The 25,945-nt window shown below is 69.4% G+C and carries 22 protein-coding genes; 16 read left to right on the top strand and 6 right to left on the bottom strand.

From position 1 onward, the window contains the following. Positions 1-94 precede the first annotated feature (94 nt). The 4 genes from ABGB08_RS30950 (at position 95) to ABGB08_RS30935 (ending at position 3,060) form a co-directional block, all read left to right on the top strand. A complete protein-coding gene (locus tag ABGB08_RS30950; RefSeq protein ID WP_347597157.1) occupies positions 95-274 on the top strand; it encodes a thiazolylpeptide-type bacteriocin in 180 nt (59 codons plus the stop codon). 163 nt (positions 275-437) lie between these two features. Continuing rightward, positions 438-2,627, top strand: a complete 2,190-nt coding sequence (locus ABGB08_RS30945) for a TOMM precursor leader peptide-binding protein (RefSeq protein ID WP_347597154.1) — start codon at positions 438-440, stop codon at positions 2,625-2,627. Continuing rightward, positions 2,624-2,845, top strand: coding sequence for a hypothetical protein (locus tag ABGB08_RS30940; protein WP_347597151.1), 222 nt, complete (start codon positions 2,624-2,626; stop codon positions 2,843-2,845). Before ABGB08_RS30945 ends, ABGB08_RS30940 begins: the two co-directional genes overlap by 4 nt. Positions 2,846-2,871: 26 nt before the next feature. Next, positions 2,872-3,060, top strand: a complete 189-nt coding sequence (locus ABGB08_RS30935) for a thiazolylpeptide-type bacteriocin (RefSeq protein ID WP_347597148.1) — start codon at positions 2,872-2,874, stop codon at positions 3,058-3,060. A gap of 48 nt (positions 3,061-3,108) precedes the next feature. Here the strand turns inward: ABGB08_RS30935 and ABGB08_RS30930 are convergent, their stop codons facing one another. Then, positions 3,109-3,375 carry a hypothetical protein gene (locus ABGB08_RS30930; RefSeq protein WP_347597145.1) on the bottom strand — a complete coding sequence of 89 codons (267 nt, stop codon included), beginning with the start codon at positions 3,373-3,375 and terminating at the stop codon, positions 3,109-3,111. Positions 3,376-3,513: 138 nt separating this feature from the next. On the opposite strand from ABGB08_RS30930, the gene ABGB08_RS30925 reads away from it, so the two are divergent. The 12 genes from ABGB08_RS30925 to ABGB08_RS30870 all read left to right on the top strand — a co-directional run bounded on the left by ABGB08_RS30925 (position 3,514) and on the right by ABGB08_RS30870 (position 16,318). Then, complete coding sequence (locus tag ABGB08_RS30925; RefSeq protein WP_347597142.1) at positions 3,514-3,711, top strand: hypothetical protein; 198 nt, start codon at positions 3,514-3,516, stop codon at positions 3,709-3,711. A 15-nt stretch (positions 3,712-3,726) separates the two neighbouring features. Then, positions 3,727-3,924, top strand: a complete 198-nt coding sequence (locus ABGB08_RS30920) for a hypothetical protein (RefSeq protein ID WP_347597140.1) — start codon at positions 3,727-3,729, stop codon at positions 3,922-3,924. Positions 3,925-3,949: 25 nt separating this feature from the next. Further along, the gene (locus tag ABGB08_RS30915) at positions 3,950-4,156 is read left to right on the top strand and encodes a hypothetical protein (protein WP_347597137.1); all 207 of its coding nucleotides are present in this window, start codon (positions 3,950-3,952) and stop codon (positions 4,154-4,156) included. Positions 4,157-4,234: 78 nt separating this feature from the next. After that, entirely contained in the window at positions 4,235-6,157 is a 1,923-nt protein-coding gene (locus ABGB08_RS30910) for a TOMM precursor leader peptide-binding protein (RefSeq protein ID WP_347597135.1), read from the top strand. A gap of 23 nt (positions 6,158-6,180) precedes the next feature. Beyond that, entirely contained in the window at positions 6,181-7,815 is a 1,635-nt protein-coding gene (locus tag ABGB08_RS30905; protein ID WP_347597132.1) for a SagB family peptide dehydrogenase, read from the top strand. A gap of 25 nt (positions 7,816-7,840) precedes the next feature. Then, positions 7,841-10,657 (top strand): lantibiotic dehydratase, encoded by a 2,817-nt coding sequence (locus ABGB08_RS30900; RefSeq protein WP_347597129.1) that lies wholly within the window; start codon positions 7,841-7,843, stop codon positions 10,655-10,657. Further along, positions 10,654-11,685, top strand: a complete 1,032-nt coding sequence (locus ABGB08_RS30895; protein WP_347597126.1) for a lantibiotic dehydratase C-terminal domain-containing protein — start codon at positions 10,654-10,656, stop codon at positions 11,683-11,685. The genes ABGB08_RS30900 and ABGB08_RS30895 overlap by 4 nt, the downstream gene beginning before the upstream one ends. Then, positions 11,682-12,908 (top strand): M50 family metallopeptidase, encoded by a 1,227-nt coding sequence (locus tag ABGB08_RS30890; RefSeq protein WP_347597123.1) that lies wholly within the window; start codon positions 11,682-11,684, stop codon positions 12,906-12,908. The genes ABGB08_RS30895 and ABGB08_RS30890 overlap by 4 nt, the downstream gene beginning before the upstream one ends. Before the next feature lie 79 nt (positions 12,909-12,987). Further along, positions 12,988-13,356 (top strand): hypothetical protein, encoded by a 369-nt coding sequence (locus ABGB08_RS30885; protein ID WP_347597120.1) that lies wholly within the window; start codon positions 12,988-12,990, stop codon positions 13,354-13,356. 196 nt (positions 13,357-13,552) lie between these two features. Further along, the gene (locus ABGB08_RS30880) at positions 13,553-13,729 is read left to right on the top strand and encodes a hypothetical protein (protein WP_347597117.1); all 177 of its coding nucleotides are present in this window, start codon (positions 13,553-13,555) and stop codon (positions 13,727-13,729) included. A 281-nt stretch (positions 13,730-14,010) separates the two neighbouring features. After that, a complete protein-coding gene (locus tag ABGB08_RS30875; protein ID WP_347597114.1) occupies positions 14,011-14,520 on the top strand; it encodes a GntR family transcriptional regulator in 510 nt (169 codons plus the stop codon). A 58-nt stretch (positions 14,521-14,578) separates the two neighbouring features. After that, positions 14,579-16,318 (top strand): aminotransferase class V-fold PLP-dependent enzyme, encoded by a 1,740-nt coding sequence (locus tag ABGB08_RS30870; RefSeq protein ID WP_347597111.1) that lies wholly within the window; start codon positions 14,579-14,581, stop codon positions 16,316-16,318. Here ABGB08_RS30870 and ABGB08_RS30865 read toward each other — a convergent pair. From ABGB08_RS30865 to ABGB08_RS30845, 5 genes are read right to left on the bottom strand one after another with little or no spacing between them, the layout of a single operon-like run. Then, entirely contained in the window at positions 16,307-18,238 is a 1,932-nt protein-coding gene (locus ABGB08_RS30865; protein WP_347597108.1) for a hypothetical protein, read from the bottom strand. The genes ABGB08_RS30870 and ABGB08_RS30865 overlap by 12 nt on opposite strands. Further along, positions 18,235-19,305, bottom strand: a complete 1,071-nt coding sequence (locus tag ABGB08_RS30860) for a hypothetical protein (RefSeq protein WP_347597105.1) — start codon at positions 19,303-19,305, stop codon at positions 18,235-18,237. The genes ABGB08_RS30865 and ABGB08_RS30860 overlap by 4 nt, the downstream gene beginning before the upstream one ends. Beyond that, a complete protein-coding gene (locus tag ABGB08_RS30855; protein ID WP_347597102.1) occupies positions 19,302-20,423 on the bottom strand; it encodes a hypothetical protein in 1,122 nt (373 codons plus the stop codon). Before ABGB08_RS30855 ends, ABGB08_RS30860 begins: the two co-directional genes overlap by 4 nt. Continuing rightward, positions 20,416-22,794, bottom strand: coding sequence for a hypothetical protein (locus ABGB08_RS30850; protein ID WP_347597099.1), 2,379 nt, complete (start codon positions 22,792-22,794; stop codon positions 20,416-20,418). Before ABGB08_RS30850 ends, ABGB08_RS30855 begins: the two co-directional genes overlap by 8 nt. Then, positions 22,785-25,925: a tubulin-like doman-containing protein gene (locus ABGB08_RS30845; protein WP_347597096.1), complete on the bottom strand. Its 3,141-nt coding sequence runs from the start codon at positions 25,923-25,925 to the stop codon at positions 22,785-22,787. Before ABGB08_RS30845 ends, ABGB08_RS30850 begins: the two co-directional genes overlap by 10 nt. Positions 25,926-25,945 lie beyond the last annotated feature (20 nt).

Raw genomic sequence — 25,945 nt, 5'->3', positions numbered from 1 at the left:
GGCGGCCTGAGTATGCCGCGTGCTCTACCAGCCGGCCCGCCGGGTTCGTACGGTGCTCAGACGAGATGCCAACCCCTCGGTGAGGTGGGAGATCATGAACAAGATCCGGAACGAACTGGCCGCCCTGGAGTCCGAGGTGTTCGAGATCGACGAGATCCCGGACCTGATGGAGGCGCTGGCCTCCGCGGAGGCGCCGATCGTCGGCAGCACGGCCGGCATCTCGTGCACCAGCACCAACTCGTGCACCAGCTCGGCCAGCACCCAAAGCTGCTGATGGGGTTGCTGCGCATGTCGCACGGTGCCGGAATGCTCCGGAGAGGACCTCTTCTGAGCACTGGCGGCGATCGGGGTGGGGAGCTGAGCATCCGCTGTGCTCTGTCCGCCGTTCTGGGCCCCGCATACGCTCCGCGTGGATTCGCCGACTGCCGGAGGAGGACATGGTGAGCGTTACGGTGGACCAGGCTCCGCTGCTTGTCGTCAGGCCGAAGATGAAGCTGGATACGGTGGTTCTGGAGTCGCGGTCCGGGGCGTATCTGCGCAACGGCGACTCCGCCTTCCTGGTCAAGGGGAAGTCCGCGTACCGCTGGCTCGCCACGCTCAGCCCAATGCTCACCGGCGAACACACGGTGGCGGAGCTGTGCGATGGGCTGGCCGACCAGCAGCGCTCGACCGTCCTGGAGCTGATCGGCATGCTGGTCGAGCGCGGCTACGTCAAGGACGCGGCGGCGGACGGCGCGGACGACGAACTGCCGCCGCGGGTCGCCGAGCGGTTCCACAGCCAGATCGGGTTCATCGATCACTTCACCGATCGGCCGCGGAGCCGGTTCGCGGAGTTCCGTGCCGCGCGGGTGCTGGTGACCGGCTCCGGGGAGACGCTGCTGGCGGCCGCGACAAGCCTGGTGCGCAACGGCCTGGCCACGCTGAACGTGGCGACGGATGACGATCCGGCGCCCTACCTGGCGCTGGCGGCCGAGGTCGGCGTTCCGGACGGCGACGGCCTGGCACCGGCGATCCGGTTCGGCTCGCGTGCCGAGCTGATCGAGGCCGGGCTGGACGCGATCGTGTACTGCGCGGACCGGCCGGTGCTGTCGGAGGTGTTCGAACTCACCCGGCGGGTCCACGAGTCCGGCCCGCTGCTGCTCCCGCTCATGGTCCACGGCGCCAGGGCGGTGCTCGGCCCGGTGGTCCGGCCGCGTACCGCGCCCTGCTGGCTCTGCGCCCAGCTCCGGCTGGACGCCGGCGACCCCGCCACGGCGGCCGACCGGTGGCGGTCGATGGCGATCGGCACCGCCGGTGCCGCCGACCGGCTCGACCTGACGGTCGCCCGCATGCTCGGCAACGCGGCGGGATTCGAGCTCTTCCGCCTGTTCACCGGAGCGCTGCTGCTCGAGACGCGGTCCGCCGTCGTGCTGCAGGACCTGCGCACCCTGGAGGCCCACCGGGAGAGGCTGCTGCCGCACCCGGCGTGCCCGCTGTGCGCGCAGGCTCCGCTTCCCACGCCCAGCGCCCCGACGGAGCTTACCGACGACCAGCGCTACCACCACTGTGAGCGGATGTTCGGCCTGAACGTCGGGGTGATCACGGACTACGCCGACGACGCGCTGGAGCAGATGCCGATCAAGACCGCCCGGTTGAAGTTCACTCCGCTCGGCGGCTCGGCCACCCGCGCGGTGACCGCGTTCCACGTGGACACTTTCCGCGACGCTCGGCGGGGGGCGTATCGCAGGGTCATCCGGGAGTACCTGGCCTCGCCGACCGGGCGCCTGGACATGGTGGTGGGAACCGCGGCGGAGATCGCTGCCACCGGCGAGTGGCCGATCCCGGCGGATCGGCTCGCCACCCGGTCCGGGCTACCGGTGGACCCTGACGCGCCGATCGCCTGGGTGCCGGCCACCGACCTGCGCTCGGGAGCCCTGTACGGGGTTCCGGCCGCCGCCGCCTACCCGTTCTCGGCCGCGAACGCGCGGCTGCTCGTGGAGCGGACGCCGGCTGGCGCCACGGTCGAGGTGACCCGCGACAGGATGATCGCGAGCGGGCTGACCTCGGCCCTCGCCTACGCCGCCCTGCGGGACGTGATACGCGGCCGGGGCGGCGTCGTGCCGGTGGACGAGTGCGTCATCGCCGAAGACGAGAACCTGGCGTTCCTGGTCAAGTCCGCCCTCCGATTCGGCCGCTCGGTGAAGCTGTACGCGCTGCCCGGCGCGGCCCCGGCGCATACGATCCTGGCCGTCGCCGACGAGGACGGCGACGCCGCGCCGCTGTGGTCGATCGCCGGAGGGCTGTCCTTCGAGGCGGCCGTCCGTGACGCGATGTGCGATGTGGTCGGCGCCGTGCAGGCGCGGTACTTCGAGGGGTCGCAGCCGGATCTGGGCGCCCCCCTGATCGCCGACTTCGATCCTCGGGCAGGCCTGCCCCTGGCCGCCGACCAGGCCCCTCCGTCCGGAGAGCGGGCCACCGCGGCGGCCATGCTCGACGCGCTCCACCGCAGGGGCGAGGCGGCCCTGCTGGTGGACACCATGACGCCGGACCTGCTGACGGCCGAGGCCCTGGTCACCGGGGTCGTCGTGATCGTACGCCGAGGTCCGGGAGATAGCACACCCGACACCGAAAGGAGGATCGCCACATGAGCACGACACACCTGACCGAGCTCGCCGCACTGGAGAGCACCACGTTCGAGATCCAGGAGATCGCGGACCTGAGCTCTTTGCTGGCCAGCGTCGAAGCGCCGGCCTTGGACGGCGGCGGCGCGTGCAGCTCCAGCTGCTCCTGCAGCTCCTGCAGCTCCTGCAGCACGTCCAGCACCAGCAGCTGCAGCACCGGCACCAGCAGCGGCAGCTGCACCTGAACGGCTTTCCGGGAGATCCGACTGTCATGCACAGAATCCACGACGAACTCGCGGCCATGGAGATCGGGACCTTCGAGATCGAAGAGATCTCGGACCTGGGCTCCGGATTCGCCAGTCTCGATGCCGCCCCGGTGGATGGGACCGCGTGCAGCAACTTCAGTTGCTGCAGCACCAGCACGTCCAGCACCAGCAGCACTAGCAGCTGCGTCAGCTGAGCGGCCGGCTATCGGCTGAGGCCGACGAGCCGGCTGACCACCGGATCGTCAGTACGTCCGGCGAGCACCGCCCGCCGGGTCCGACCGGGAAGGGGACGGAGGTGACACGATGAACATCGCCTTGAGACAGGAGATCGCCACTCTGGAGACGGCCACGTTCGAGGTCGAGGAGATCGCCGATATCTCTCTGGAGCTCGCGAGCGCGGAACTGCCGATCTTCGATGGCGGGGACCCCGCCGCGGCGTGCTGCAGCACCAGCTGCTCCAGCTGCTGCAGCTGCAGCTGCTCCAGCACCACCAGTTGCAGCTGCAGCACCGGCAGCTGCGCCGAATAACCAACTCCAGCAAGAGCACCACAGCAACCCTTCGGACGACATCCGCCACCTATCCGGCGGGTGTCGCCTCCCGATTCCGAGGCGGGAAGCGCCCCCGCCAGAAAGGTGCGCGTACCTAAATGATCAAGATGAAGGTCGAGCTGGCCGCGCTGGAGACCGAGACCTTCGAGATCGAGGAGATCGCGGACCTGGACTCCCCGTTCGCCAGCGCCGAGGTCCCGATCGGCGACCCAGGCGCCGCCCCATGCAGCTGCATGTGCAGCACTGGCTGCCTCCACTGGACGAGCAGCAGCACCAGCTGCAGCAGCACGAGCTGATCGAGAGGAGGAGAGATGATCAATCCAAGGATGGAGCTGGCCGCGCTGGAGATCGAGACCTTCGAGATCGAGGAGATCGCGGATGTGGACTCCACGTTCGCCAGCGCCGAAATGCCGGCGGTCGACCCGTCATTCAGTTGCAGCGTTCCGACCTGGTGCAGCACCAGCAGCAGCTGCAGCATGGTCACCAGCTGCAGCGGCCCGTTCTCGTAACCCGTCGGCACCGAGAGGAGAACCGATGATCAACCTGAAGACCGAGCTGGCCGCGCTGGAAACCGGGACCTTCGAGATCGAGGAGATCGCGGACGCGGGATCCTCGCTGGCCAGCGCCGAAGTCGCCCTGATGGACGGCACGTTCTGCAGCACGTCGGGCAGCTGCTGGACCAGCACCAGCGGCACCAGCACCAGCACCAGCGGCACCGGCACCAGCACCAGCTGCAGCTGACGCCGTGCAGGACCTTCGATAGCCACCAACGATCAGTGAGACGACCAGATCAGGCGTCCGGCCAGAAAGCGTGAGGCGATGAACGTAGTCGTCAAGAAGACTTCAACTCCGCTCGATTTGAGCCTGACCCGCCTCGCCGACCGGCTGCGCGCTCGACCACCGTCGGCGCCCGCCGTACACCTGGGCGTCCTGGGAGTGCGGAACGTACTAGGGCCGGGCGAGCTGGCCGAACCCGCCGAGGGTCCGGTGATACCGGTCTGGCTGGGCATCGGCAAGGCGCTGGTGGGGCCGCTCTGCGGCAAGACAGGCGCCGACGGCGCCACCTCGCCCTGCCCCCGGTGCGTGGAGCGACGCTGGCAGGAGCTGCGCCCGATCGCGGAGCGCAGCGGCCTAGAGGACGGCGGCCAGGCGTACGTGACCGGGCCGCTGCCACAGCTCACTCCGTTCGCGGCCGATCTGATCTGCGACCTGGTCTCCTCGGTCACCGCGGGCGATCCGGGCGGGAAGACTCCGCACGTGTACCAGGTCCGGCTGGACAGCCTCGAAATCACCCGGGCGGCCCTGATGCCGGACTCGATGTGTCCTGCCTGCTCCGCCCCCGCCCCCGATCTGCCCGAGGCCGCCACCGTGGAGCTGCCCCCGCAGATCAAGCCGTACCCCAACGCGACCAGGCTGCGCTCCGCGAGCGAGCTAGACCTGCGGATGACGGCGCTGGTCAACCCGGTGTGCGGGGTGCTGGGCAGCCTGGCGGCCCGGGACTTCTACAGCACGGCCACCGCCCCCGTGACCGGCAGCTTCACGATCCATAGCAAATACCAGCTGCATGAGGCCTACTGGAGCGGTCACGCGTCGAGTTTCGCGGCCAGCGAGCGATACGCCGTGCTCGAGGGCCTGGAACGCCACGCGGGGATCATGTCCCGCGGCAAGGCAGTCACCGTGTACGACACGTACGCCAACCTTGCCCACGACGCGCTCGACCCGAGTGGCCTCGGCTACGCCCCAGACCAGTACCAGGTCAACCGGCACTACGTGCCGTTCTCCCCGGACCGGCCGATGCACTGGGTATGGGGGTACTCGCTGCGGGACAAGCGCTCGCTGCTCGTCCCCGAGCAGCTCGTCTACTATCTCGACCGGCGCCTGGACGAGCGGCAGTTCGTCCAGGAGTGCTCCAACGGGTGCGCCAGCGGCGGCAGCCTCGAAGAGGCGATCCTGTACGGCCTGCTCGAACTGATCGAACGCGACGCTTTCCTGCTGTCCTGGTTCGGCAAGGCCAGGATGGCCGAGATCGACCCGGCGAGCTGCGACAGCCTGGCCGTCCAGCTGATGATCGACCGGGTCTCGCTGCAGGGCTACGACATGCGGCTGTTCGACATGCGGACGGACCTGCCGGTGCCTGCGGTGACCGCGGTCGCGGTCCGCAGGGACGGCGGTATCGGCGCCATCTGCGTGGCCGCCGGCGCCGGCCTCGACCCGGAGGACGCGGTACGCGCCGCCGTGTCCGAGACGGCCTCGTACGTGCCCGGCTTCAACCTCCGGGTGGAGCAGCGGGCGGACGACCTGCGGGCTATGGCCGCCGACTACGGGAAGGTGACTGAGCTCTCCCACCACGCACTGCTCTACGGCCTGCCGGAGATGGCCGACAAGTGCGACTTCTTCCTCAAGGACGCGTCGATGCGCTCGCTCGGCGAGTTGCACGCGGACTGGATCCGCCAGCGGCCCGTGACCGACAACCTCAGCGATGACGTGCGGTACCTGGTGGACCTGATCGCGGGTGTCGGCAGCGACGTCATCGTGGTCGATCAGACCTCCCCCGAGCAGGCCGCTCTCGGCCTGCGCACGGCAGCCATGATCGCACCCGGCCTGGTGCCCATCGACTTCGGCTGGGCCCGCCAGCGCGTGCTGCACCACCCGCGGCTGGACGCCTTCCTGGCGCGCGGTCAACACGGCCCCGACCGTCTCGGCGCCACCGGGCGTCACCTGTGCCCGCACCCATTTCCCTAAAGAGTCCCTAAAGGGGTGGACCGATGGTCAACCGTGACACCGCGCTCATCCGCGACTATGCCTGGGCGTGCTTCCGCCGCGGCCGCGAACCGATGGAGCCGGCGAGGTTCGAGCCGAACTGGAACGACGCACCGTCCAAGATCAAGACGTACGGCGACGTGATCACCCTGCCGCTGCCGCACGGCCACCCGCCGCTTGGGCCGCTAGACGCGACCGCCACCCTGCCGGACACCGAAGCCCCCTGGTCGCTGGCCTCGCTCTCGACGCTGCTCCGGCTGTCCTACGGCACGCTGTGCCGACGCCTGGAACCGAATTGGAACCAGGACACGCTGATGCGGATAGGCTACGAGCACGCGATCTGGGGTCGTGGCACCGCGTCCGGCGGCGGGCTCTACCCGCTGGAGATCTACTGGGTGTCCGGCGCGGCCGGTCCACTGCTGCCCGGCGTCTACCATTACGTCACCGGCGCCCATGCCCTGGAGCGGCTGCTCGTCGGCGACGTGAGCGAGCGGGTCCGGGCGGCGACCGGGCACCACCCGAGCGCCTGCGAGACCGACCAGTTCCTGCTGATCTCGGTGAAGTTCTGGAAGAACGCCTACAAGTACAACAGCTTCACCTACCACGTCGTCACCCAAGACGTGGGCGCCCTGCTCACCTCCTGGGAGCTGATCGCACGGGCGCTCCGCGCGCCGCTGCAGCGCGTCATGTGGTTCTCCGACCGCCGCTTGAACGACCTGCTGGGCCTGAACACCCTGGGCGAGAGTGTGCTTGCCGTCGTCCCGCTGCCCTGGACCGGCGCCGGGCCGGGCCGGGCGAGGGTCGGCCCCCTGGACGGCGGCGAGCCCAAGGTGACCAAGCCCGCATTCGAACGGTCGCGCACCGTGATCCGCTTCCCCACGGTGGAGGAGGTGCACCTGGCCGCCCTGGTGGACGCCGAGGCCCGTCCCGACCCCGAGTCGGCCGGTTCGGCCGCGGTGCCGGCGCCCCCGCCGGCCGGGGCAGCGGAGATCCCGCTGCCGCCGCTGGACCTCCGGATGGACCTGGGCGACGCGCTGGCCGCGCGGCGGTCCGCCTTCGGCGACTTCACCGAGGAGCCACCGCTGACCGCCGCCGAGCTGGGCGCCGTGCTGCGTGTCTCCGCCGCCGCCCGGCACTACCGCGCCGACACCCACCCCGCCACCGACCCCCCACTCCAGAACGCCCCGCTGACCCGTCTGTTCGTCATGGCCCATCGGGTGGCGGGGGTGCCCAGCGGAGGGTACGTCTACGTTCCCGAACGTCACGCCCTCGACCCGATCGAGATCGACCAATCCGTGCTTGAGCACCTGCCGACCTTCCTGCAAGGCGGCTACTACCTCACCAACTACAACCTGGACCGGGTGGGCGCGGTGATGGTCATCACCGGCCGGCTGGACGCCGCGCTGGAGGCGTTCGGCCGGCGCGGCTACCGGATCCTCAACGCCGAGGCCGGCGGCGTGGTCCAAGCCGGCTACCTGGCGGCCACCGCCGCCGGGGTGAACTGCGGCGCCGTGCTCGGCCTCGACAACATCACGTACAACGACGTGTTCCAGCTCACCGGGACCGACGAGTGCACCTTCCTCTTCGTGCTGCTCGGCCGCGGGCGTACCGCCTCCGCCGAACTGGACTACCGGCTCTAACAGATCTCATCCCGGGAGAAGACGCATGACGATCACCGAGGCGAAGGCCTCCGGCACCGATTCCGTCGTTCAATGGCACCTGCCACCGGCATTCCTGCTCCGCGTCGGAGGGTTGCCGTACGAAGCGGTCGTCTCGCTCCGGTCGCCGCGGGCCCGCGCGTGGGCCGAGGGGATCCTGGACGCCGAGCGGGACCTGCGCCTGCGGGCCGAGCGCATCTCGGACACGCTCGGGCACGCCGTCGCCCGCCACCGCGAGAATCAGGCGCTCCGCCGTGACCTGGTCAACATCCGGCGGGACGTGTTCAACCTGCGCGCTCCCGGCGCCGCGGCCAGGGACCGGGCGGCGGGGGTGCTCGACGCGCCTGCCCGGCAGGAGCTCGACAGCTGGTGCGAGAACCGGATCCGGTACGCCGACCTGCTGGAGTCCGGCGCCGGTCTCGCCGAAGCGGAGGTCGCGGAAAGCCGCCAGGCGCTGCGCGAGCTGGCGGTGGATCCCACCCTACGCGCCGGCATCCTGCTCTCTTCCCCATCCCTGGACCGCTACCTGCCGACCTACCTCAACGCCGGCCCCGGCCAGCTCGGCAAGCGCGCCCGCCGGATCGAGCGGTCCCTGCTGGAGTACCTGTACCGTGCCTCGGCGAAGACCAGCCCGTTCAGCACCCTGACCACGGTGACCCTGGGCCGGATGGAGCCCGGTGTGGGCCAGGCGCTGCTGGTCGATCTCGGCGGCGGGAAGCAGCACAGCAAGGTGCGGCTCAATGTCACCATCCTGTCGCAGCTCTCCGCGCTGCTCCTCGCCGACCAGGCCATCTCCGCGGACCTGCCGGTGCTGGCGACCTCCGGCTGGAAGCTGTCCGGCGACCGGATCCGCTACCTGCGGCGGCGAGCGATGGCCATGGGGGGCGGCAACGACGACGATGACACGCCGTCGGTGATGGACGCCGTGCGTGAATCGCTCTTCTTCCTGCCGACCGGCCAGCTCCTCGGCGAGGTGCTCGAGCTGCTCGGTGACGGGCGGCCGTGCCGCCTCGGGGAGGTCGCCGACCGGATCGCCACCGGGCCGGAGCGTCCGCGCGAGGAGGTGGAGCGGTTCCTGCGGAACCTGGTCAGGGTCGGGCTGCTGGTCGTGCCCCAACTGCAGATGGACATCCACGACCCGGACCCGTTCGCCAGCTACCGCTCCGGTCTGGCCGCGCTGGACCGGCCGTGGGCGAACGAGTTGGCCGAGCGGCTGGACGGTGTCGCCGCGACCGTCGCGACGTACCCGAAGCGGGACCTGGACGGAAGGCGGGCGGCGCTGGACGAGATCCGCGACCGGCTCCAGGACGCACAGGCGTCGATCGCGCCGTCACCGCCGCGCATCCCGCGCACCTTGGTGTACGAGGACGCCAGCCTGCGCCGCGGGCGAGCCACGGCCGACCAGGACATCTGGCGCGACCGGCTGCTACCGGACCTGGAACACCTGACCCAGGTGCTCCCCGTGTTCAACCTCATGCTGGCACGCCGGCTGATCACCAAGGGGTTCTTCCGCGCCCGGTACGGGACCGGCGCCCGCTACGACGACTTCCTCACCTTCGCCCACGAGTTCCAGCGGGACCTGTTCGACAGCTACAGCAAGGCCCAGATGCGCTCGCGCGGCGCGCCGGCCACTGACCGGCTGCGCCCCCAGCTCAATCCGCTGCGGATGCCGGAGATCGAAGCGCTGGACGACGCCAAGAGATACCTGGCCGAGCGGGTCAGCGATCTGCACGCCGCACTGCCGCCCGGCGCGGCGGAACTGGAGCTGCCGCACGACCTGCTGGCCGAGACCGCCGCCCGCATCCCCGCCTCCCCCAGCCTGCTTGAACCCTGGTCGTTCTTCCTGCAACTGGCCGACCGGGGACCCGGTGAGGTCCCGCTGGCCGTGGTGAACCGGGTCTACAGCGGTCTCACCCTGCTGTTCTCCCGGTTCACCCACCTGTTCGCCGGCGGGTCGCTGGAGAACACCCTGCGGCGGACCCTGCTGGAGGTGCAGCCCGAAGGCGCCGTCTTCGCCGAGCTGCAGGGCGGCCACACCGAGACCAACCTCAACCTGCACTCCGCGGTGCTGCCGTACGAGCTGGTCTGCCCCGGGGACCGCAGCCGGCGGGAGCCGGAGGCGCAGCTCCCGGTGGAGGACTTGTTCCTGGTCGACGACCTGGAGCAGGACCGGCTGGTGCTGCGCTCGAAGCGGCTCGGGGTCGAGGTCATCCCGGTGTACCTCGGCTTCCTGATGCCGATGGCGCTGCCGGAGGTTCAGCAGGTGCTGCTGAACATGTCCTACACCGGCATGTCGGCGCTCGACCTGTGGGCCGGCACCCGGGTGCCGGTGCCGGACCGCACCATCGCCGGGTACCCGCGGATCCGCCTCGGCAACATCGTGGTGCAGCGCCGGCTGTGGAAGATGCACCCGTCGTACCTGCCGCTGCGGCTGCCCCGGCAGCCCGACCACGAGTGGTTTCTCGCCTGGCGGCGCTGGCAGCGGGACAACGGCCTGCCGTCCCGGGTCTTCGTCACCCCGTACGGCGGGGGACCGGGCGACGTCGCGGACGTCAAGGTGGACGCGGAGGCGGATGCCGGCCAGCCCGCGACCAGGCGGCGGTTCGGCGACTACAAGCCGCTGTACACCGACTTCGAGAGCCACTTCTCGCTGTCCCTGCTGGACTCGGTGATCCGGCAGGCCGACCAGCGCCTGGTCATGACCGAGATGCTGCCCGACGAGAACCAGCTGGTGGCTCGCGACGGGGCCGTCCGCTACGTCAGCGAGCTCACCATGGAGCTCGACGGGCTGAGGAGGAATCCAGTGGTGAAGGAGAACCGGTGACCCGCGACCCGAATTGGATCTCCCTGCACATCTTCTACAGCAGCAACGCCGACCCGATGCTGGTGGAGTGCGTGGCGCCGCTGGTCCAGCGGCTGCGGGAGGAGCGGCTGATCGAGCGCTACTTCTTCATCAAGTACTGGCTGGAGGGCCCGCACGTGCGGCTACGGATGCGGCCGGCCCCCGGCGTGGCCGCCGACGCCGTACGCGCTGAGGTGGAACTCGCGGTGGACGCCTTCCTGGCCCGCCGCCCGGCGCTGTACGAGGTCGACCGGGAAGAGTTACGCGGCTTCTACAAGCGCATGTACATCGCGGAGTATGGCGAGGAGAACTGGGACGCAACCTATGGGGAAGACGGCATGCCCCACCGGCCCAACAACTCCCGCCACTACATCAACTACGAGCCCGAATACCACCGGTACGGCGGGCCGGACGGGCTGGAGCTGTCCCAGTGGCACTTCGAGAAGTCAAGCGACGCGGTGCTAAACCTGCTGGCCACCGCGAACGTGCACGTCAGGTCGGTGCTGATGGGGCTGTCGTTCCAGCTCTCCATGGCCATGTGCCTGGTGTTCCTGGAACGGCCCGAGGAGGTCGCCCTCTTCCTGGACCGGTACCGGAGCCGCTGGGAGGGCCAGTACGCCGATGGGACAGAGGACTGGGAGCGGCGCTACGGACGCAGCTACGGCAGGATGGCGCCGGCGCTGGCCGACCGGCTCAGCCGGATCATGACCGCCGTGCGAGACCCGGACGGCATGGGGGTCACCCCGTTCGAGCGGGAGTGGATCACGCATTGCCAGGAGCTGCGCGACCGGGTGCGGAAGCTGGGCGCGGACGGGCTGCCCTTCGGCGGCGGGCCGGACTCCCCTGAACCCGCGGTCCTGGACATCGATGCGGCGCTGCGCGCCCTGCTTGGCTCGTACGTGCACATGACCAACAACCGGCTCGGTGCCAGCATCCTGGACGAGATCTATCTGTCCTACCTGGGCGTCCGGACGCTGAACGCGCTCCAGGCGGACGGGAGCGCGGCGTGACGCAGCCCGGCGTCGACCTGTCGGCCCGACCCCGGATACGCCAGGACGTGGCGTTCGGGCCAGGACTGCGGGCCGGGGACACCGCCGTCTACCACGTCAAGGACCACGCCACCGGGTGGTATTACAAGCTGGGCCCGCGCGAGCACTTCGTGCTGTCCCGGATGGACGGTGAGCACAGCCTGGACGACATCAACGCGGAGTACATCGCGGCCTTCGGCAAGCGGCTCGGCCCGCAGAGCTGGGAGCAGATCTTCGGGCTGCTGCATCGGCGCCGGCTGCTCGGCGACACTTCGGATGCCGATCTGGCTGAGTTGGAGCGGCTGCGAGCGGCCGCGGCGGCGGAGACCAAACGCTCCCGCAGCACGCTGCTGCTCAAACGTTTCCCGCTGGTGAACCCGGATCGCCTGCTCGGGCTGCTCGCGCCCCGGGCCGGGCTGCTGTTCTCACCCAGGTTCGTGGTGCCGGTGCTGGTCGCCACCTGCGGCGTGTGGGCTCTGGTGGCCAGCCAATGGCGCGAGATCTGGGAGCAGATGCAGGTGCACCGCGGCGCGCCGCTGTATATCGCACTGGTGCTGGCCGTCTCGTGGGTGATCCACGCCGTGCACGAGTTCGCGCACGGGCTGGCCTGCAAGCGGTTCGGTGGCAACGTGCCGGAGATCGGGGTGATGTGGCGGTTCCCGCTGTTCGTCCCGTACTGCCGGGCCGACGACGTGATGCTGTTCCCGGCCCGCCGGCATCGGGTCTTCACCGCGTTCGCCGGAGTGTTCGCCAGCCTCACCCTCTCGGTGCTGTTCGCCGGGCTGTGGCTGGTGGCCCCCGAAGGGAGCACGGCGAAGGCGTTCGCCGGGTCGATGGTGCTGTTCACCTCCCTCGCCTCGCTGGTGAACTTCATCCCGTTCCTCCGGCTGGACGGCTACTACATGCTCACCCACGCGCTGGGACTGGCGGACCTGCGCGTGGAGACGTACAAGTTCTGGGGTCACCTGCTCCGCCGCCGGATGGCCGAGGTGCGGGGGTATCGGCGGCGGGACCTGTGGACGTACGTCGCGTACGGGGTGGGCTCGGCGCTTTTCGCCGCGGCGCTGGCCGGGACGATTTTCACGCTCTGGTTCACCCGGTTGAGCGGCTGGCTCGGGCCGGTCCCGGCGGCGGCGATCCTGACCGCCGAGGCAGCCTTGATCATCACTTTGATCGTGTACGCCCGCAGGAGGAAACGGTCCTAGTTTTTCCGCTGATCGGTTGACAAACCCCTGCACCGCTGGCGGTAATTGCCGAGGGACGCCGGACCTAGGGGGCAACGCCATGGACCCGACCCTCATCGCCGCACTCATCTCCGCGGTGGCCGGTGGCGTCGCGGGCGAGGTCGGCAAGAACGCGTGGACCTCGCTCGCCTCGCTCGTGCGCCGCAGGTTCGGCGACGGCTCCCGCGAACTGGCCGCGGTGGAAGCCGCCAGCCCGGAAACCGCGCCAGACGTCTCCGGCCTCCTGGTCGAACGGGCGCGCGCCGACGCAGGCTTCAGCGAGGCACTCACCTCATGGGCGAGCCAGACCGCCCAGGTCATCGGCCCAAGCCACGACATCACCAACAACATCGGCGGCGACGCCAGATTCCAGGGACCCGTCATCCAATCCGGAGACGTGTTCGGATCCATCACCTTCGGCCCGCAATAAGCGGCGATCCTTCTCGCACTGCCGCACCAGTATTCCTGGTCCAATCGCGTGCATTGCAAATTCTATTTATAGGGCTAGTAGCCCAACAATTGATCGATTGGGCCGTTTTTGGTTTCCCTCCGACAGGAGAGAAGAAAGCCCTAAGGTGGTAGGCGGCGGGATTAACCGTCGCGAAGTGTCGACCTCTCAACCGACTGTGTCTGAAGAGCAGACGCAAGAATCCGGGGAGGCACTTGCGATGGTCGATGACCGCGCATCTGAGGACGATCAGGAGTCGCGCAAGGCCGAGGGCCACCAGGTCCCGGCTATTCGCCCGATATGGCGGATGATCCTGTGGATCATCTGGTTTCTGATCGAATCGCACACCCCGTAAGGGGTGGTCGGTTAGGCCTCCTGTCAGCCGGGCCGTGAACTCGGGCAGACAGGAGGCCTTTCCGCGTTTCTACGGGCGGTTTTCACGCTAGTGCGGTCCGCCATTCGGGTAGAGGTCTACCACCACTCTAGTGCCGCCCTCGCCGATTTGAGCATTAATCGCCAGACAGATCAGAGCATACATCCAGCCGCAGGTATGGAGAGGTGCAATGCCTGTATCCATTCATCCCCGGGGAGGTATGGCATACTAAGGGCAAGCGAGGGTGGCCCTAGCGTGCCAGCGTGCTGGACCGATCTGGATCTACCCCGCTGTATCAGCAGGTGGAGAGGAAGATTCGCGAGCGAATCTCCGCCGGAGAGTTACCGGCGGGTTCTCCCGTGCCGAGCGAGAAAACGCTCATGCGGGACTTCGGCATCTCCCGGGACACAGCACGCCGCGTGTTGAAGGAGTTACGCAAGGACGGGACCGTCTACAACGAGAAGGGCCTCGGCACGTTCGTCGGACCGCCGAGCGTGCCCAGACAGGTCCAGACGGACAGCAGGTATCGAGAGATCGCCGCAGATCTCGCGAAGGAGATCAGGGTAGGCACCTACCAGCCAACCCGCCCGATCCCCAGCGAGGCCCACCTCACCCAACGCTACGAGGTCACCACGAAAACCGTACGCAAGGCGGTCGAAGTGCTGCGCGATCAGGGCTGGGTCTACACCAAATCCCGCAAGGGCACATACGTCTCCGACCCCGACTCATGGCCCCAGGAACCCCAAGAGCCTGACGAGTCGGAAGAGTCCTGACAACCCCGGATAAGCCAGCTGCAAACGGGCGTCAAGCGGTGTCCTGAAAACTCCAGGTATGACCGAGGATCCGAACCCGGGTTCCACGGGCGTCATCGCCAGGCACGCGCCCGGTGAGCCGTCCGGCGCTCTGTACCGGCTTTCGGACGGGCCGACGACATCGCCGCTGCTGGAGCGGATTCGCCGCGGCATCCTGGGGGACGACGAGGTGCTCGACGGTCCGTATGGTCCGCGTCGCATCACCTACGCCGACTACACCGCCTCGGGCAGGTCTCTCGACTTCATCGAGGACTTCATCCGGGATCAGGTGCTGCCTCGCTACGCCAACACCCACACGGAAAGCTCGGCCACGGGGCTGCAGACGACCCGGTTGCGTGAGGAGGCTCGCGAGATCATCCACGACGCGGTGGGCGGTGGGGTCGACGACCTGGTCATCTTCTGTGGTTCCGGCGCGACCGCCGCGGTCAACAAGCTCATCGGCATCCTGGAACTGCGCATTCCCGGTCTGTACATTCCGCTGCCGCGGCCGGTGGTGTTCATCGGACCCTACGAGCATCATTCCAACGAGTTGCCCTGGCGGGAGTCCATCGCTGAGGTCGTCGTCATCAAGGAGGACTGCCACGGGCACATCGACCTGGGCGACCTCGAGGCGCAACTCCTGCGGCACGCCGATCGGCCGCTGCTCATCGGCAGCTTTTCGGCGGCCTCCAATGTGACCGGCATCCTGTCCGACACCGAGCGGATCGCCGAGTTGCTGCACGCCCATGGTGCCCTGTCGTTCTGGGATTACGCCGCGGCAGGGCCGTACGTGCCGATACGCATGCAAGCCACCGCGCCCGGGCGGCCGGATCACAAGGACGCGATCTTCCTGTCGCCGCACAAGTTCATCGGCGGGCCGCAGACCCCCGGCGTCCTGGTGGTCCGGCGCGAGCTGGTGCGCAACCAGGTGCCGACGGCGCCCGGCGGCGGGACCGTCGCCTTCGTGGACCCGACCGGGCATCGTTACCTGGATGACCCGGTCGCCCGGGAGGAGGGCGGCACGCCGGCCATCGTCGAGTCCATCCGCGCGGGGCTGGTCTTCCGCCTGAAGCAGGCCGTGGGCACCGAGCTGATCCAGGCGCGGGAGGAGCGGTTCTGGCACCGCGCGCTCGACCGGTGGCAGCACAACCCGAACATCGAGATACTCGGCAGCCATCGTTCCCGGCGCCTGTCGATCGTCTCGCTCCGCGTCCGGGCGGGTTCGCTCTACCTGCACCACAATTACGTCGTCGCGCTGCTGAACGACGTGTTCGGCATCCAGTCTCGCGGTGGGTGCTCCTGCGCGGGCCCGTACGGCCACCGGCTGCTGGGCATCGACCAGGCGCGGTCCCACGCGCTGCGAGACAAGATCGAGCAGGGGTGTGAGGGCGTCCGGCCCGGGTGGGTCCGCGTGAACTTCAACTACTTCATCTCCGACACCGTCTGCGACTACCTCATCGACGCCGTCGACCTGCTCGCCGCGTACGGCCACCGGTTGCTTGCCGATTACCACTTCGATCCCCGTATGGGCCTGTGGCGGCACCGCCGCGGAGCGGCCGAGCCGCCGCTGCACCTCTCCGATCTGCGATACCGGTCCGATGGAATCGTCTGGTATCCGCGCTCGCGCCGGCAGGCCGATGAGGACGTGCTGGCGGGCTATATGGAGGCGGCGAAGATGCTCATGGAGTCTCGGCCTGATGAGATCGATATGGGCTTTCCCGATGACTTCGAGGGCATGCGCACGTTTCTCCTGCCCGCCGCCTGCCTGTCATTTGAGTAAGAAGATGGCTACGCCGATCGCAAGCACAAAGGCGATAGAGAGGAAGGCGATAAGGACGACTCTTTCCAGGATTGATCGCGTTTTCTCCTCACGGCTCAGGGAGTTGCCACCGGACGTCTTGGGGGTCTGTGCCGTGCCTTGTTGCCGCGACTTCCTCCTGGACCAGAAGGTCGTCCGGGCCTGCTCGGATCTCATCTCCACCACGAGGTCGAGCCAGACCCGGGCGTGATCGAATCCCGCCTGTCCCGTTAGTTTCGCCAAGGATGCGATAACGACATCCGGCATGCCGGTCATGGCGGCGATCCTGGCCGCCTTCTTGACCGCCGACTTGTCGGACACGAAATCATCCGCCAAGAATGCCGATTCGACGAGCTTTTCGATTTCGGTTTCGACATCTACTCCATCGATCTTCGAGAAGAAGTCGTGGAAACACTTGTGTTCGATGAGGGTGTTCCGCAAGTCCTGGCGATGGCCCACCCCATGGTGCGCCGATGTCGCCATGGCATGCACGTACTGCTCCACCGTCCTCGCGTCTTTCACCTGGAGTAGACCCTGGGCCAGGCTGGAGATGGCATGGATTGGGGGCGGCGCGTTCCCGCCGGGCGCCGGCGCGCGCTTGGCGGCGGGGACGGGCGGGCGTCCGGATCGGGAGTGCGGCGCCGGGGTGGTGGGTTCGGAGGGAGGGTTGTCCCCGATCTGTCCCCACCTGAACGAGGCAGGGGGTTCAGCGAACACCTCACGGAGTTTGCCGCCTGCCGCATAGGGCGAGTGCGGAGAATCCGCTGGTTCGCCCGGCTCGTAGATCCGATGCCGCGGGTCGTCACGCCGGATCGCGACCGTCGGGTCTTGCTCCCTGACCTCGCTGACCGGCACGTCCACCTGGGCGTGCTCCGACTGTTCGGCGGTGAACTGGGGCTCATAGTCGAGTATGTCGCCCCCAACCGTCAGGGCCCGTTCTTCGACCACCCCGTACGGTTCCTCCCATGACCTGGGCGTCATGTCACGGGATGTCGTCTCCTCTGTCGTGGGGATAACAGTGACCTTCTGGGCATAAGCGCGCAACGCCGCGACCCGGCGATCGTCACGGCCGGTGTCCTTGACCCCCGCGGCCTTGCGAAGCTTGGCCACGCCCTCGGTGCCGCCGGCCCAGTACGCCTCGACGAGATGGCTGGCCGCTTGCGTGTGCAAGTCATCGGCAAATCTGGTGATATTGGTGAGGTCGATGCGTTTATGCGCGGATTCCAGCGAACTGATCTTCCACTGGTCCAGGAAAACGAAACGCGGAAGATCGCGGCCGAGGTCGTCGCTTTCATCCGTGGAGAAGGTCCAGTAGCGAGGATCACCGACTCCGACGACTCCGTCGAGAAGGTCCATGAGACCCCACATCACCAGGCGGGGATCTATCCGGGCGTCGATCCGGCAGGAGAAACTGGAATCGATGTTGCGCAGCACCTCGGTGACGAGCTTGCGAAGCGCGTCCCGGTTCGTCCCCCGGACCCGCTCGGTGTACGCACTCGCCTGCTCTTCGGTGAGCTTCGGCAGCAGCTCCGCGGGCAACGGGGGTCCGGAGGACAGGTTCCCGGGTACCCGTATGTGCCAGTCCTCGCCCCGGCCGAGCACGTCGCGGGCGCCCAGCGCCGTCTGCTTGTTCAGGTAGGCGTAGGTCCTGATGCGCTTGCGCGGATCGACTTCGGCGGTGGGATGCCGATGGAGGGCGACGATCTGGCCGTCTACATCCAACCGGCAGACACTCGAACTGGCGGTGGCGTCGGGCTTGCGCTGGAGTTCGGCGTAGCTGAGCAGCCGCCGGCCCCAGCTCACCCATTCGTCGGCCGGGAGCGACGATCGCCGGAGCGCCAGCCCGTCCTGGTCCTCGTCCCAGGAGAAGACCAGCCAGTGGACCTCCATACTCGTGTTCACCGTCCCACCGCCTCGGCTTCCGGCCCGGTGATGACGCCGGTCATGGCAAGCACCGCCACCAGGGGCTCCAGCACCCGCTGGGGCCGTACCTGTCGCAAATAGCGGCCGTTGGTCTGCCGACCGCCGGTGGCAGACGCGAAGTGCAGCGTGCAGCGGCGGCAGCGGGCGGTCGGCAGCAGCCAGCCTTGCGCGCCGTGCTGGTGCAGGAACGCGTAGACGTCCCTGCTCTCCATCCGGAGGAGCTCGGCGTCCAGCGCTCCCCCGGGATTGGTCTGCGCCAGCCATCGATCGACGGGGTGCATGAATCGCAGGATGTCGCTCTTGCTCACCACGATCACGGCGGGGATGTCCAGGATGGCGTCCCGCCGGAAGAGCTGGTCGAGCACGTTGCCGAAGGTGAGGTCGCCGAGGTCGCTGGGCTTGGTGGCGAACCCGGGCAGCCGGAGCGACTTCTCGGGGTCGACCACGAAGATCAGCGCATCGGCGGCCGCGAGGAAACGTTCGCTGCGCCCGACTTGGACGAGTTGGTCACCGGAAAGGTCGAAGAAAGCCACCGGATGACCTCCGGTTTCCCCGGTCCTGCTGAAGACCATGGCCTCCACGAATTCGGGCAGGGGGCTCGGCGCGGTGAAGGCCAGTTGCTCGCCGCCATAGAGCGGGTGCACTTTGTCGCGCAGGAATTCCCGGTGCCGGATCTGATCGAGGGGAACCGCGGACAGACCGTAGCGTTGCAGGTTCCCGGCTTCTATCTCGCCGATCATCGCCGCGAGCAGATGGGTCTTGCCGGTCCGGCTGGCGCCCACGAAGCCGATGACCAGGGGACGCCCGTACCGGCCGTAGAGGACCGGGAGGTAGTGCGTTCCGGTGTCCTGGGAGGGGTTGGGGCAGCGGATGAAGGCCGAGCGGAGGCGGTAGTCGCGTTTGTGCGGGTCGCGCAGGTTGGCCATGTTGATCAGGCGATACTGCAGGGTTTCGCTGTCCAGCTCGTACAGGTCCGCGCCGTCGGTGTTCCAGGGGAAGGAATCCAGGCAGACGGGACAGCGAATGGGGGCGGGTTTCTCGCTCACAGCATCCCTCCGATCAACCACAGCGCGATCGCGAGCACCACGATGGCGGCGACCACGGCGAGCACCATTCCGCCACCTCCCGCGCGCACCACCGGCGCGGGCGGCGGGGCGTGATATTCCGGCGGCGGTGCAGCAGGAGCCGGGGAAACCTCGTCCTCGTCGTCGTCCTCGACCATCGGGTCCCTGGCCACCGGCGGGCGGCGCCAGGTGGACCCCCATTTCTGCCGCATCATCTCGTCGTAGCGAAGGCCGCCGCGCTCGAACGCCCCGTCGGCGGCCTCTTCCGGCGGCGCGATCGGGTCGGTCTCGCGCAGCCGGTTGAGCAGGTCGAGCGGATGCGGGCGGTTCTTCGCCTTGTCGGCGAACACCCCGGCCAGGAGCTCCCGGGTTCTGGGCTCCACGGCGTTCAGCGACACCGGCCCGTTGAGCGCGGCGGTGGACCGGGTGCCCGCCGCCACGTGGTAAATCACCATTCCGGCGCTCCAGACGTCGTCGCGGGCGCAGGTGCCGCCGACTCCGCGCCGCTGCTGGAGCGAGGCCCACGGCCGTTCGCCGACGGAGGTCCGCCAGCGCTGCGCCTTGATCGCCAGCTCGAAATCGGTCAGCTGGGCCACATGGCCGTCCCACCACACGCTGTACGGCGTGATGCCCCGGTGCACGATCCCGACCTGTTCGAGGATGCGCACCCCGCGGAGCAGGGTGATCTGGAACTGCTTCTGCTCCTCCAGGAGCAGCCGGCCGGCGACGTCCGCGGCGAAGCCACTGCCGTGGAGTCGCTCGTACAGGACGAAAGGTTCCTCGCAGTCCACGTCGTAACCGGCCAGGCGGGCGAGTTCGGCCGGGTAGGCGGGGCCGCCGAAGCGGCGCCGGAGCATCAGGCCGGTCCTGACCTCGTTCTCCATCCGGGCGTAGAGCTGCGGGTCGTGCTTGGCCGCGGCCTGGTGCAGCGACTTCTTGACCAGCCAGCCGGTGACGCCGTCGACCTCGACCTGGATCTCGCTGATGACCAGCTCGGATCCCGGCTTGGTCCGGCCGGGACCCTGATGGATGATCTTTCCTTGGCGCTGCGTGCCCTCGGCGTCGGTGTAATCGAGCTGAGTGCCGAATTGATCAGCCACTGCCACCGCCCGGACCCGTCTGCGCGCCCATCGTCCAGTGCGCCGACACGATGCCGGTGCGCAGCGGCACCAGCCGGACCACCCCGGCGAACTGGCTGGCCGCCGTCCACACCACGTCGCTGGGGAAGTGCGCGCCGCCGTCGCCGTAACCGTCGCGCCCGCCCACCGGCGGCTGCGCCACCCGGGGCACGAACCGCACGGCCTGCCCGCCCGACGTGGACTGGAGCAGGTGCAGGTCGTCCTGGTCGCACAGCTGGATCATCCGCCCCCCGACCGGCATCCTGACCAGTTCCGCGACGCCGGACGAGCGCCGCCAGACGGTCTCGGCCAGTTCGGTGCGGCGCACGTTGTCGGTGCCGAACGACGGGCGTTCGTGCACGCCGCGCCGGCGCAGGTGGTCCCAGTATTCGGTGAGCCCGCGCTGGGCGCTGTCCTCGATCCGCCAGGTCACCTCGCGCAGGGCGGTGCCGTACAGGTGGTTCCAGAGCGGGTCGAGGATGTGCGCGGCCAGGTCGACCAGGTCGTCGGCGACCAGCTGGGCGAACTCGGCGCCGTACTCGGGCGAGCCGACGAAGCCCTTGCGCACCGGGCCGAGCGGGCCGCTCCGGTCCAGGAGCTTCGTGCGGTGCTCGGCCACGCCCCGGTGCAGCGCGAGCGTCAGATCCTGCAGCACCGAGGCGTACGTCTTCGCCGCGTCGGCCGCGTCCCGGCGGCGTTCGGCCAGCGCCCATTCCCGGACCGCCACCCGCCGGACCACCTCGGCCAGCCGGGCGGCGGCGTCCTCGGCGGCCGGTCCCGGCAGGCTCCGGCACCACTGGTCGACCATCCGCCGCCACGACGCGTACAGCACGAAGCCCATGGCGACCAGCACGGTGAGCACCACCACCAGGGTGATCTCGATCGGCGGCCCGAGCTGGCCGTCCGCGAACGGCAGCCACCAGATGAAGTGGCCGGCGGCCACCCCCGCCAGCATGAGGGCGCCGTGCAGGAACAGCTGGCCGGCCGGCAGGTCCCGCCAGCCGTGCTCGCCCTCCGGTTCCGGCACGCGCGCCATCAGCAGCGTCACGCCGAGCACCCAGACCATCGCCGCGATCAGGCCGACCCCGGCCAGCCGGACCCCGGAGGCCAGCGGGGTCCCGGCCAGCGGCCCCACCGCGATGCCGAGCACCGCGCCGAAGGCCAGCGCGCCGACCAGCAGCGTGCTCCGCATGGCGTCCAGCGGGAACGGCCGGGGGCGGTCGAGATCGTCGAGCAGCGCGTCCGGGCAGGCGCGGTGCAGGTGATCGCGGAAGGCCCCGCTCCCCCCGGGTGCGACCTGCGCGGCGTAGGCGCGCAGGCGCACGGCCAGGGTCTGCAGGGAGACCCTGCGGGTGAACTCGGCCTTGATGGTCACCCGCAGGGCGTCTGAGGGGCTGCCGGGACCGATGGCCAGGTCAGTCCGGACACCTTCCCTGGCCAGCCGATCCTTTATCGAGTGATCGGTCCCGTCGAAGCCGTCCGCCTCCTCGAACAGCGTGTCGGCGGTCTGCCGTAAGGCCCGCAGCGCGGACCCGGACGCGTGGACCCGGCTCACGGCGGTGGCGCCGGGCCGCGGATTGCCGGTGAGCGCGCCGACCGTCTCCAGCTCCGCGGCCAGCTGGCTGACCTCTTCCGCGCGGTGTTTGGCCTGGTCGCGCAGGGTGCTCATGCGCTCCCTCGGCACCAGCGGATCCGCCACGTCCACGGGGTTGTCGTTGAGGAGCAGCCGCAGGATCCGGGTGGGCGAGCGGTCGGCGGCGGCCAGGTCGGCGGCCCCGCTCTGGGTCATCCGCGACACTTCGGCACCGCCGGTGAGCCGGTCGAGGCCGCCGGCGAGCGCGTCGGCGAGCAGTTCGTCGCCGAAGCTGCCGGACGTCATCGTGATCCCGGCCGACGCCAGCCGGTTGGGGATGTCCCGCATCCGGGCCACCACGGCGTCGAAGACCTCGGGCAGGCTGAGCACGTCCGTCAGGGAGGCCAGCGTCCGGTCCGGATCCTCCGCGGGCGGGAACGCCCGGCCCCGATCCATGTCCCATTCGACGCTCGTCCCGTCGCCCACCCAGAGCGTGGCGGTGACTTCTGAGGTGGCCATGGCGGGCGAGATGGTCAGCAGCGCGTCCGAGCCACGGCGCGGCGACCCGACCGCGATGCACAGCACCGCCTGCACCGCCCGGGTGCCGAGGATGTCCTCGTAGAAGATCTGCCGGGCGGCCAGCGATTCGACCCGGTCCACGACCAGCACCCGGCCGCGGTCGGCGACCCGGCCCAGCGCCGACCAGCCCTCGTCGCCGACGTCGCGGTCCCGGATGTCCAGGACCAGGACATCCGGTTCGAGCCCGTCTGTCACAGCCACCGGTTGACCACCTCGGCGAGATCCTCCAGGTTGTTGTGCACGGGGTTGGACACCCCGGTGAACGGCAGGCGCAGCGCGTCCCGCAGCGTGCCGCCCCACAGCTCGGCCAGCCGTTCCGCCTGGCGGCGGCCCGCCTCCGAGAGGGTGGGCATCCGGATCTCCAGCAGTTTGAGCTGCTCCTCGGCGACCCGGATGAAATGCTCGAACATCGGATCGGGCGGGATCGGCGTGGCCTCCAGGCCGATCGGGAGCAGCCGCATCAGCCGGGCCGCGAAGTCCCGCCGGATCGACTCGTCGTCGCTGAGCGTCCACTCCTCGTACGCCCGGACCAGGCTCCCCCACGAGGACGCCCCCGCGTACGTGGTCAGCGCCAGGGTCATCGCCATGGCGTCGGCCCCCTGGTCGAGCGCGATCCTGATCCGCTCCGGGGAGTCGGGCCCGCCGTCCTCGATCTGGACCTGGCCGTTCCACATCGCGATCAGGAACCGCTGCAGGATCCGGACCCGGTGTTCGTGCGTGGTCATCAGGTAGCCGAAGTCGTAGCCGAGCCGCTGCCGCCAGCGCAGGAAGTCCTGATCCTGCTCGTTGCGGAGGGCCTGGCCCCAGAAGTGCAGCACCTCCCGCAGCTCCGGCACCTCGGTCACGCCCATCGAGGTCCGGAACTGCACCACCACGATGGCGTCGGCGTCCAGCGACCGGAACTCGGGGGCGGGCCCGTGCTTGGGCAGGTTGATGGTGCCGCGCAGGTAGTTCTCGACGCCCGCGTCCCGGGCCGCGGCGGGGTAGGAGATCAGCACCTTCATCTCCCCGGTGCCCTGCGGCGAGAATCCGCTCGGCACCAGCGCGGCCAGTTTCTGCCGGAACTGGAGCAGGTCCTCCTCCTCCACCAGCGCGCCGTCCTTGCCCGCCGCCTGGGCGACCAGGTCGGCCATCGGCGGCAGCAGCGGCCGCTCGCCGTGCTCGCGATGCCGGAACAGCCGCTTGACCTCCTGCTTGAGCCGGTCCCGCAGGTGTGCCTTGGCGTAGGCGGGGCCGTCTTCCGTACTGATCTGGAACACCCGGCGCCAGCCGTCGGTGTCGATGATCTCGTTGAGCAGGTCGGCCTCGCCGGCGTTCGGGCGCAGCCTGCCCCGCCCGACATAGTGGCTGATCGCCCGGTTCCGTACCTGCTCGTAGAAGCTTTCCAGGTCCTCCCCGCGCGGCGGCAGCAGGTAGGTGACGCCGACCCTGGCCCGGTAGAGGTCACGGGCCCGGCGGGCGAACCGCGCGTCGTCCTCCTGGGCGTGGCCGATCAGCTCGTCGGTGAGATCGGTCAGGTCCCGGTTGGTACGGCTCAGCTTGTGCTCCCACCGCGCGGTCTGGTCCCCCCACGCGGAGTGCCAGATCGCCCTGGCCCGCCAGTGGTACCAGGCGTCCTGCTCCTGGATCACCCGCTGCACCACCGGGTCGCCCCAGCGCGCCTTCCGCACCCCGAGCAGCCGGTCCCGCAGCTGGGGCAGCGACGGCTGGGTGGCCAGCCCCGCGGGCGCGGGCGGCTCGCTGCGCCGCAGTTCGAGCAGGCCGCGGAAGCCCAGCTTGTCGACCTCCTCGATCAGGTTGGGGTGGCCGTTCAAGATCCGGCGCAGCCGGAGCGGGTCGTAGTCGCCGAGCATCTGCTCGACCCCGCGCCGGGGGTCGAAGTCCTGCACCATCTGCGGCACCACCGTGCGCAGGCTGGCCTCCAGCGCCTTGAGGTTGTCCTCCATGCCGCGCATCCGGGTGGCCAGCATGCGGTAGATGGCGTTGGCCCCGTCGGTCGCCTGGAGTTCGGTGAACGTCAGCGGCGCCCGGGTGCGCAGCGGGTCGAGATTGGTCGCGCCGAACATGCGCTCCACCGCGTCCCGGTTGTTCTCGGCCCGGCCGGGCGGCGGCGCCGCCAGCTCGGCGACGGCCCGGGCCAGGATGCGCGAGGCGACCAGGTCGGCCAGGTCGTCCACCGGCACGGTCATGGACGCGACCAGGCTGGTGGAGACCCCCCGGTTGCCGATCCCGGACACCGCGATGGTCTCGCGTTCCACGCCCCGGTTGATGAAGTCGTCGGCGAAGGACTGGTAGACCCGGTCGAAGACCCGCGCGCCCTCCTCCTCGCCCTGGTCGATGTCGGTGCCGACCAGCGACATGACCAGCGACACGATCGAGCGGTGCAGGTCCTCCCGGTCCACGCCCGAGGTGCGGCCGAACAGGAACGCGGTCTGCACGGTCGAGGCGCGCAGCCGGATCTCCCCCTCGACCGGGTAGCGGACGAACAGGTCGCCGGTGATCCCGACGTTGCTCAGCTCGGTGCCCGCCGCGTGCCCGTTCTGGTCGTCGACCAGCCGGAACAGGTCGAGCAGCGCGCGGCCCGCGTTCAGGGTGGCCCGCCGCCCGCCGCCGAGACCCTCGTCGAAGGCGGACGGCAGCAGGACCAGCGGGTAGATCTGCGCCCGCAGGCCGGCCTGCTCCAGCGCGTGCCCGACCAGATGCAGGTAGTCGTAGAAGATCCCGCTGCCGGTGCCGCCCGCCACCGAGAACGCGATGAACACGTCGCAGGAGGAGCTCAGCCTGCCGCCCAGCTGGGCCAGCTCGCCGCCGGAGGTGCTGATGCCGCCGACCGCGTTGGCCACCGGCAGCATGGCGGGCCGCACGCCGTGCCGGAGCGTCTCGAACAGGGCCGCCCGGCCGACCGTGGGCAGCTGCCCGGCACCGCGCACCAGCGGCGCCACCCGGGGCTCGCCGCTGGAGGGCGGCAGCCAGTCGGTCACCAGCGGCTGGATGTTGGTGCGCAGGCTGCGCGCCACCTCCGGGTAGGTGTCGAACCGCGGCACCAGGTCCGGCACCAGGTTCCTGGTGCGCATCCCGGCCGCCACATGATCGGAGCCGGGCACCGCCCTGGTCTTCAGGCGCAGCAGTTCGGCCTCGTTCAGGTCGGCGTACACGAACTGCATGCACGACGGCAGCTGGTAGGGCAAGAAGTTCTGGCCCGGCATGCGGTCCAGCAGCTCCCGCCCGTCCGGGCCGCACAGCTCGTCCCGGAGCCGGCGTTCCAGTTCGGCTCCGATCAGGCAGCCGGTGCCGCCCAACCCGACGAACAACATCGGCTGATAGATCCTCATCCACGGCTCGCTTTCTGCAC

Source organism: Acrocarpospora sp. B8E8, assembly GCF_039871605.1.
Classification (GTDB): Bacteria; Actinomycetota; Actinomycetes; order Streptosporangiales; family Streptosporangiaceae; genus Acrocarpospora; species Acrocarpospora macrocephala.
The sequence above is the reverse complement of the archived record's forward strand: the minus strand, read 5'-3'. Positions and strand labels throughout refer to the sequence as shown.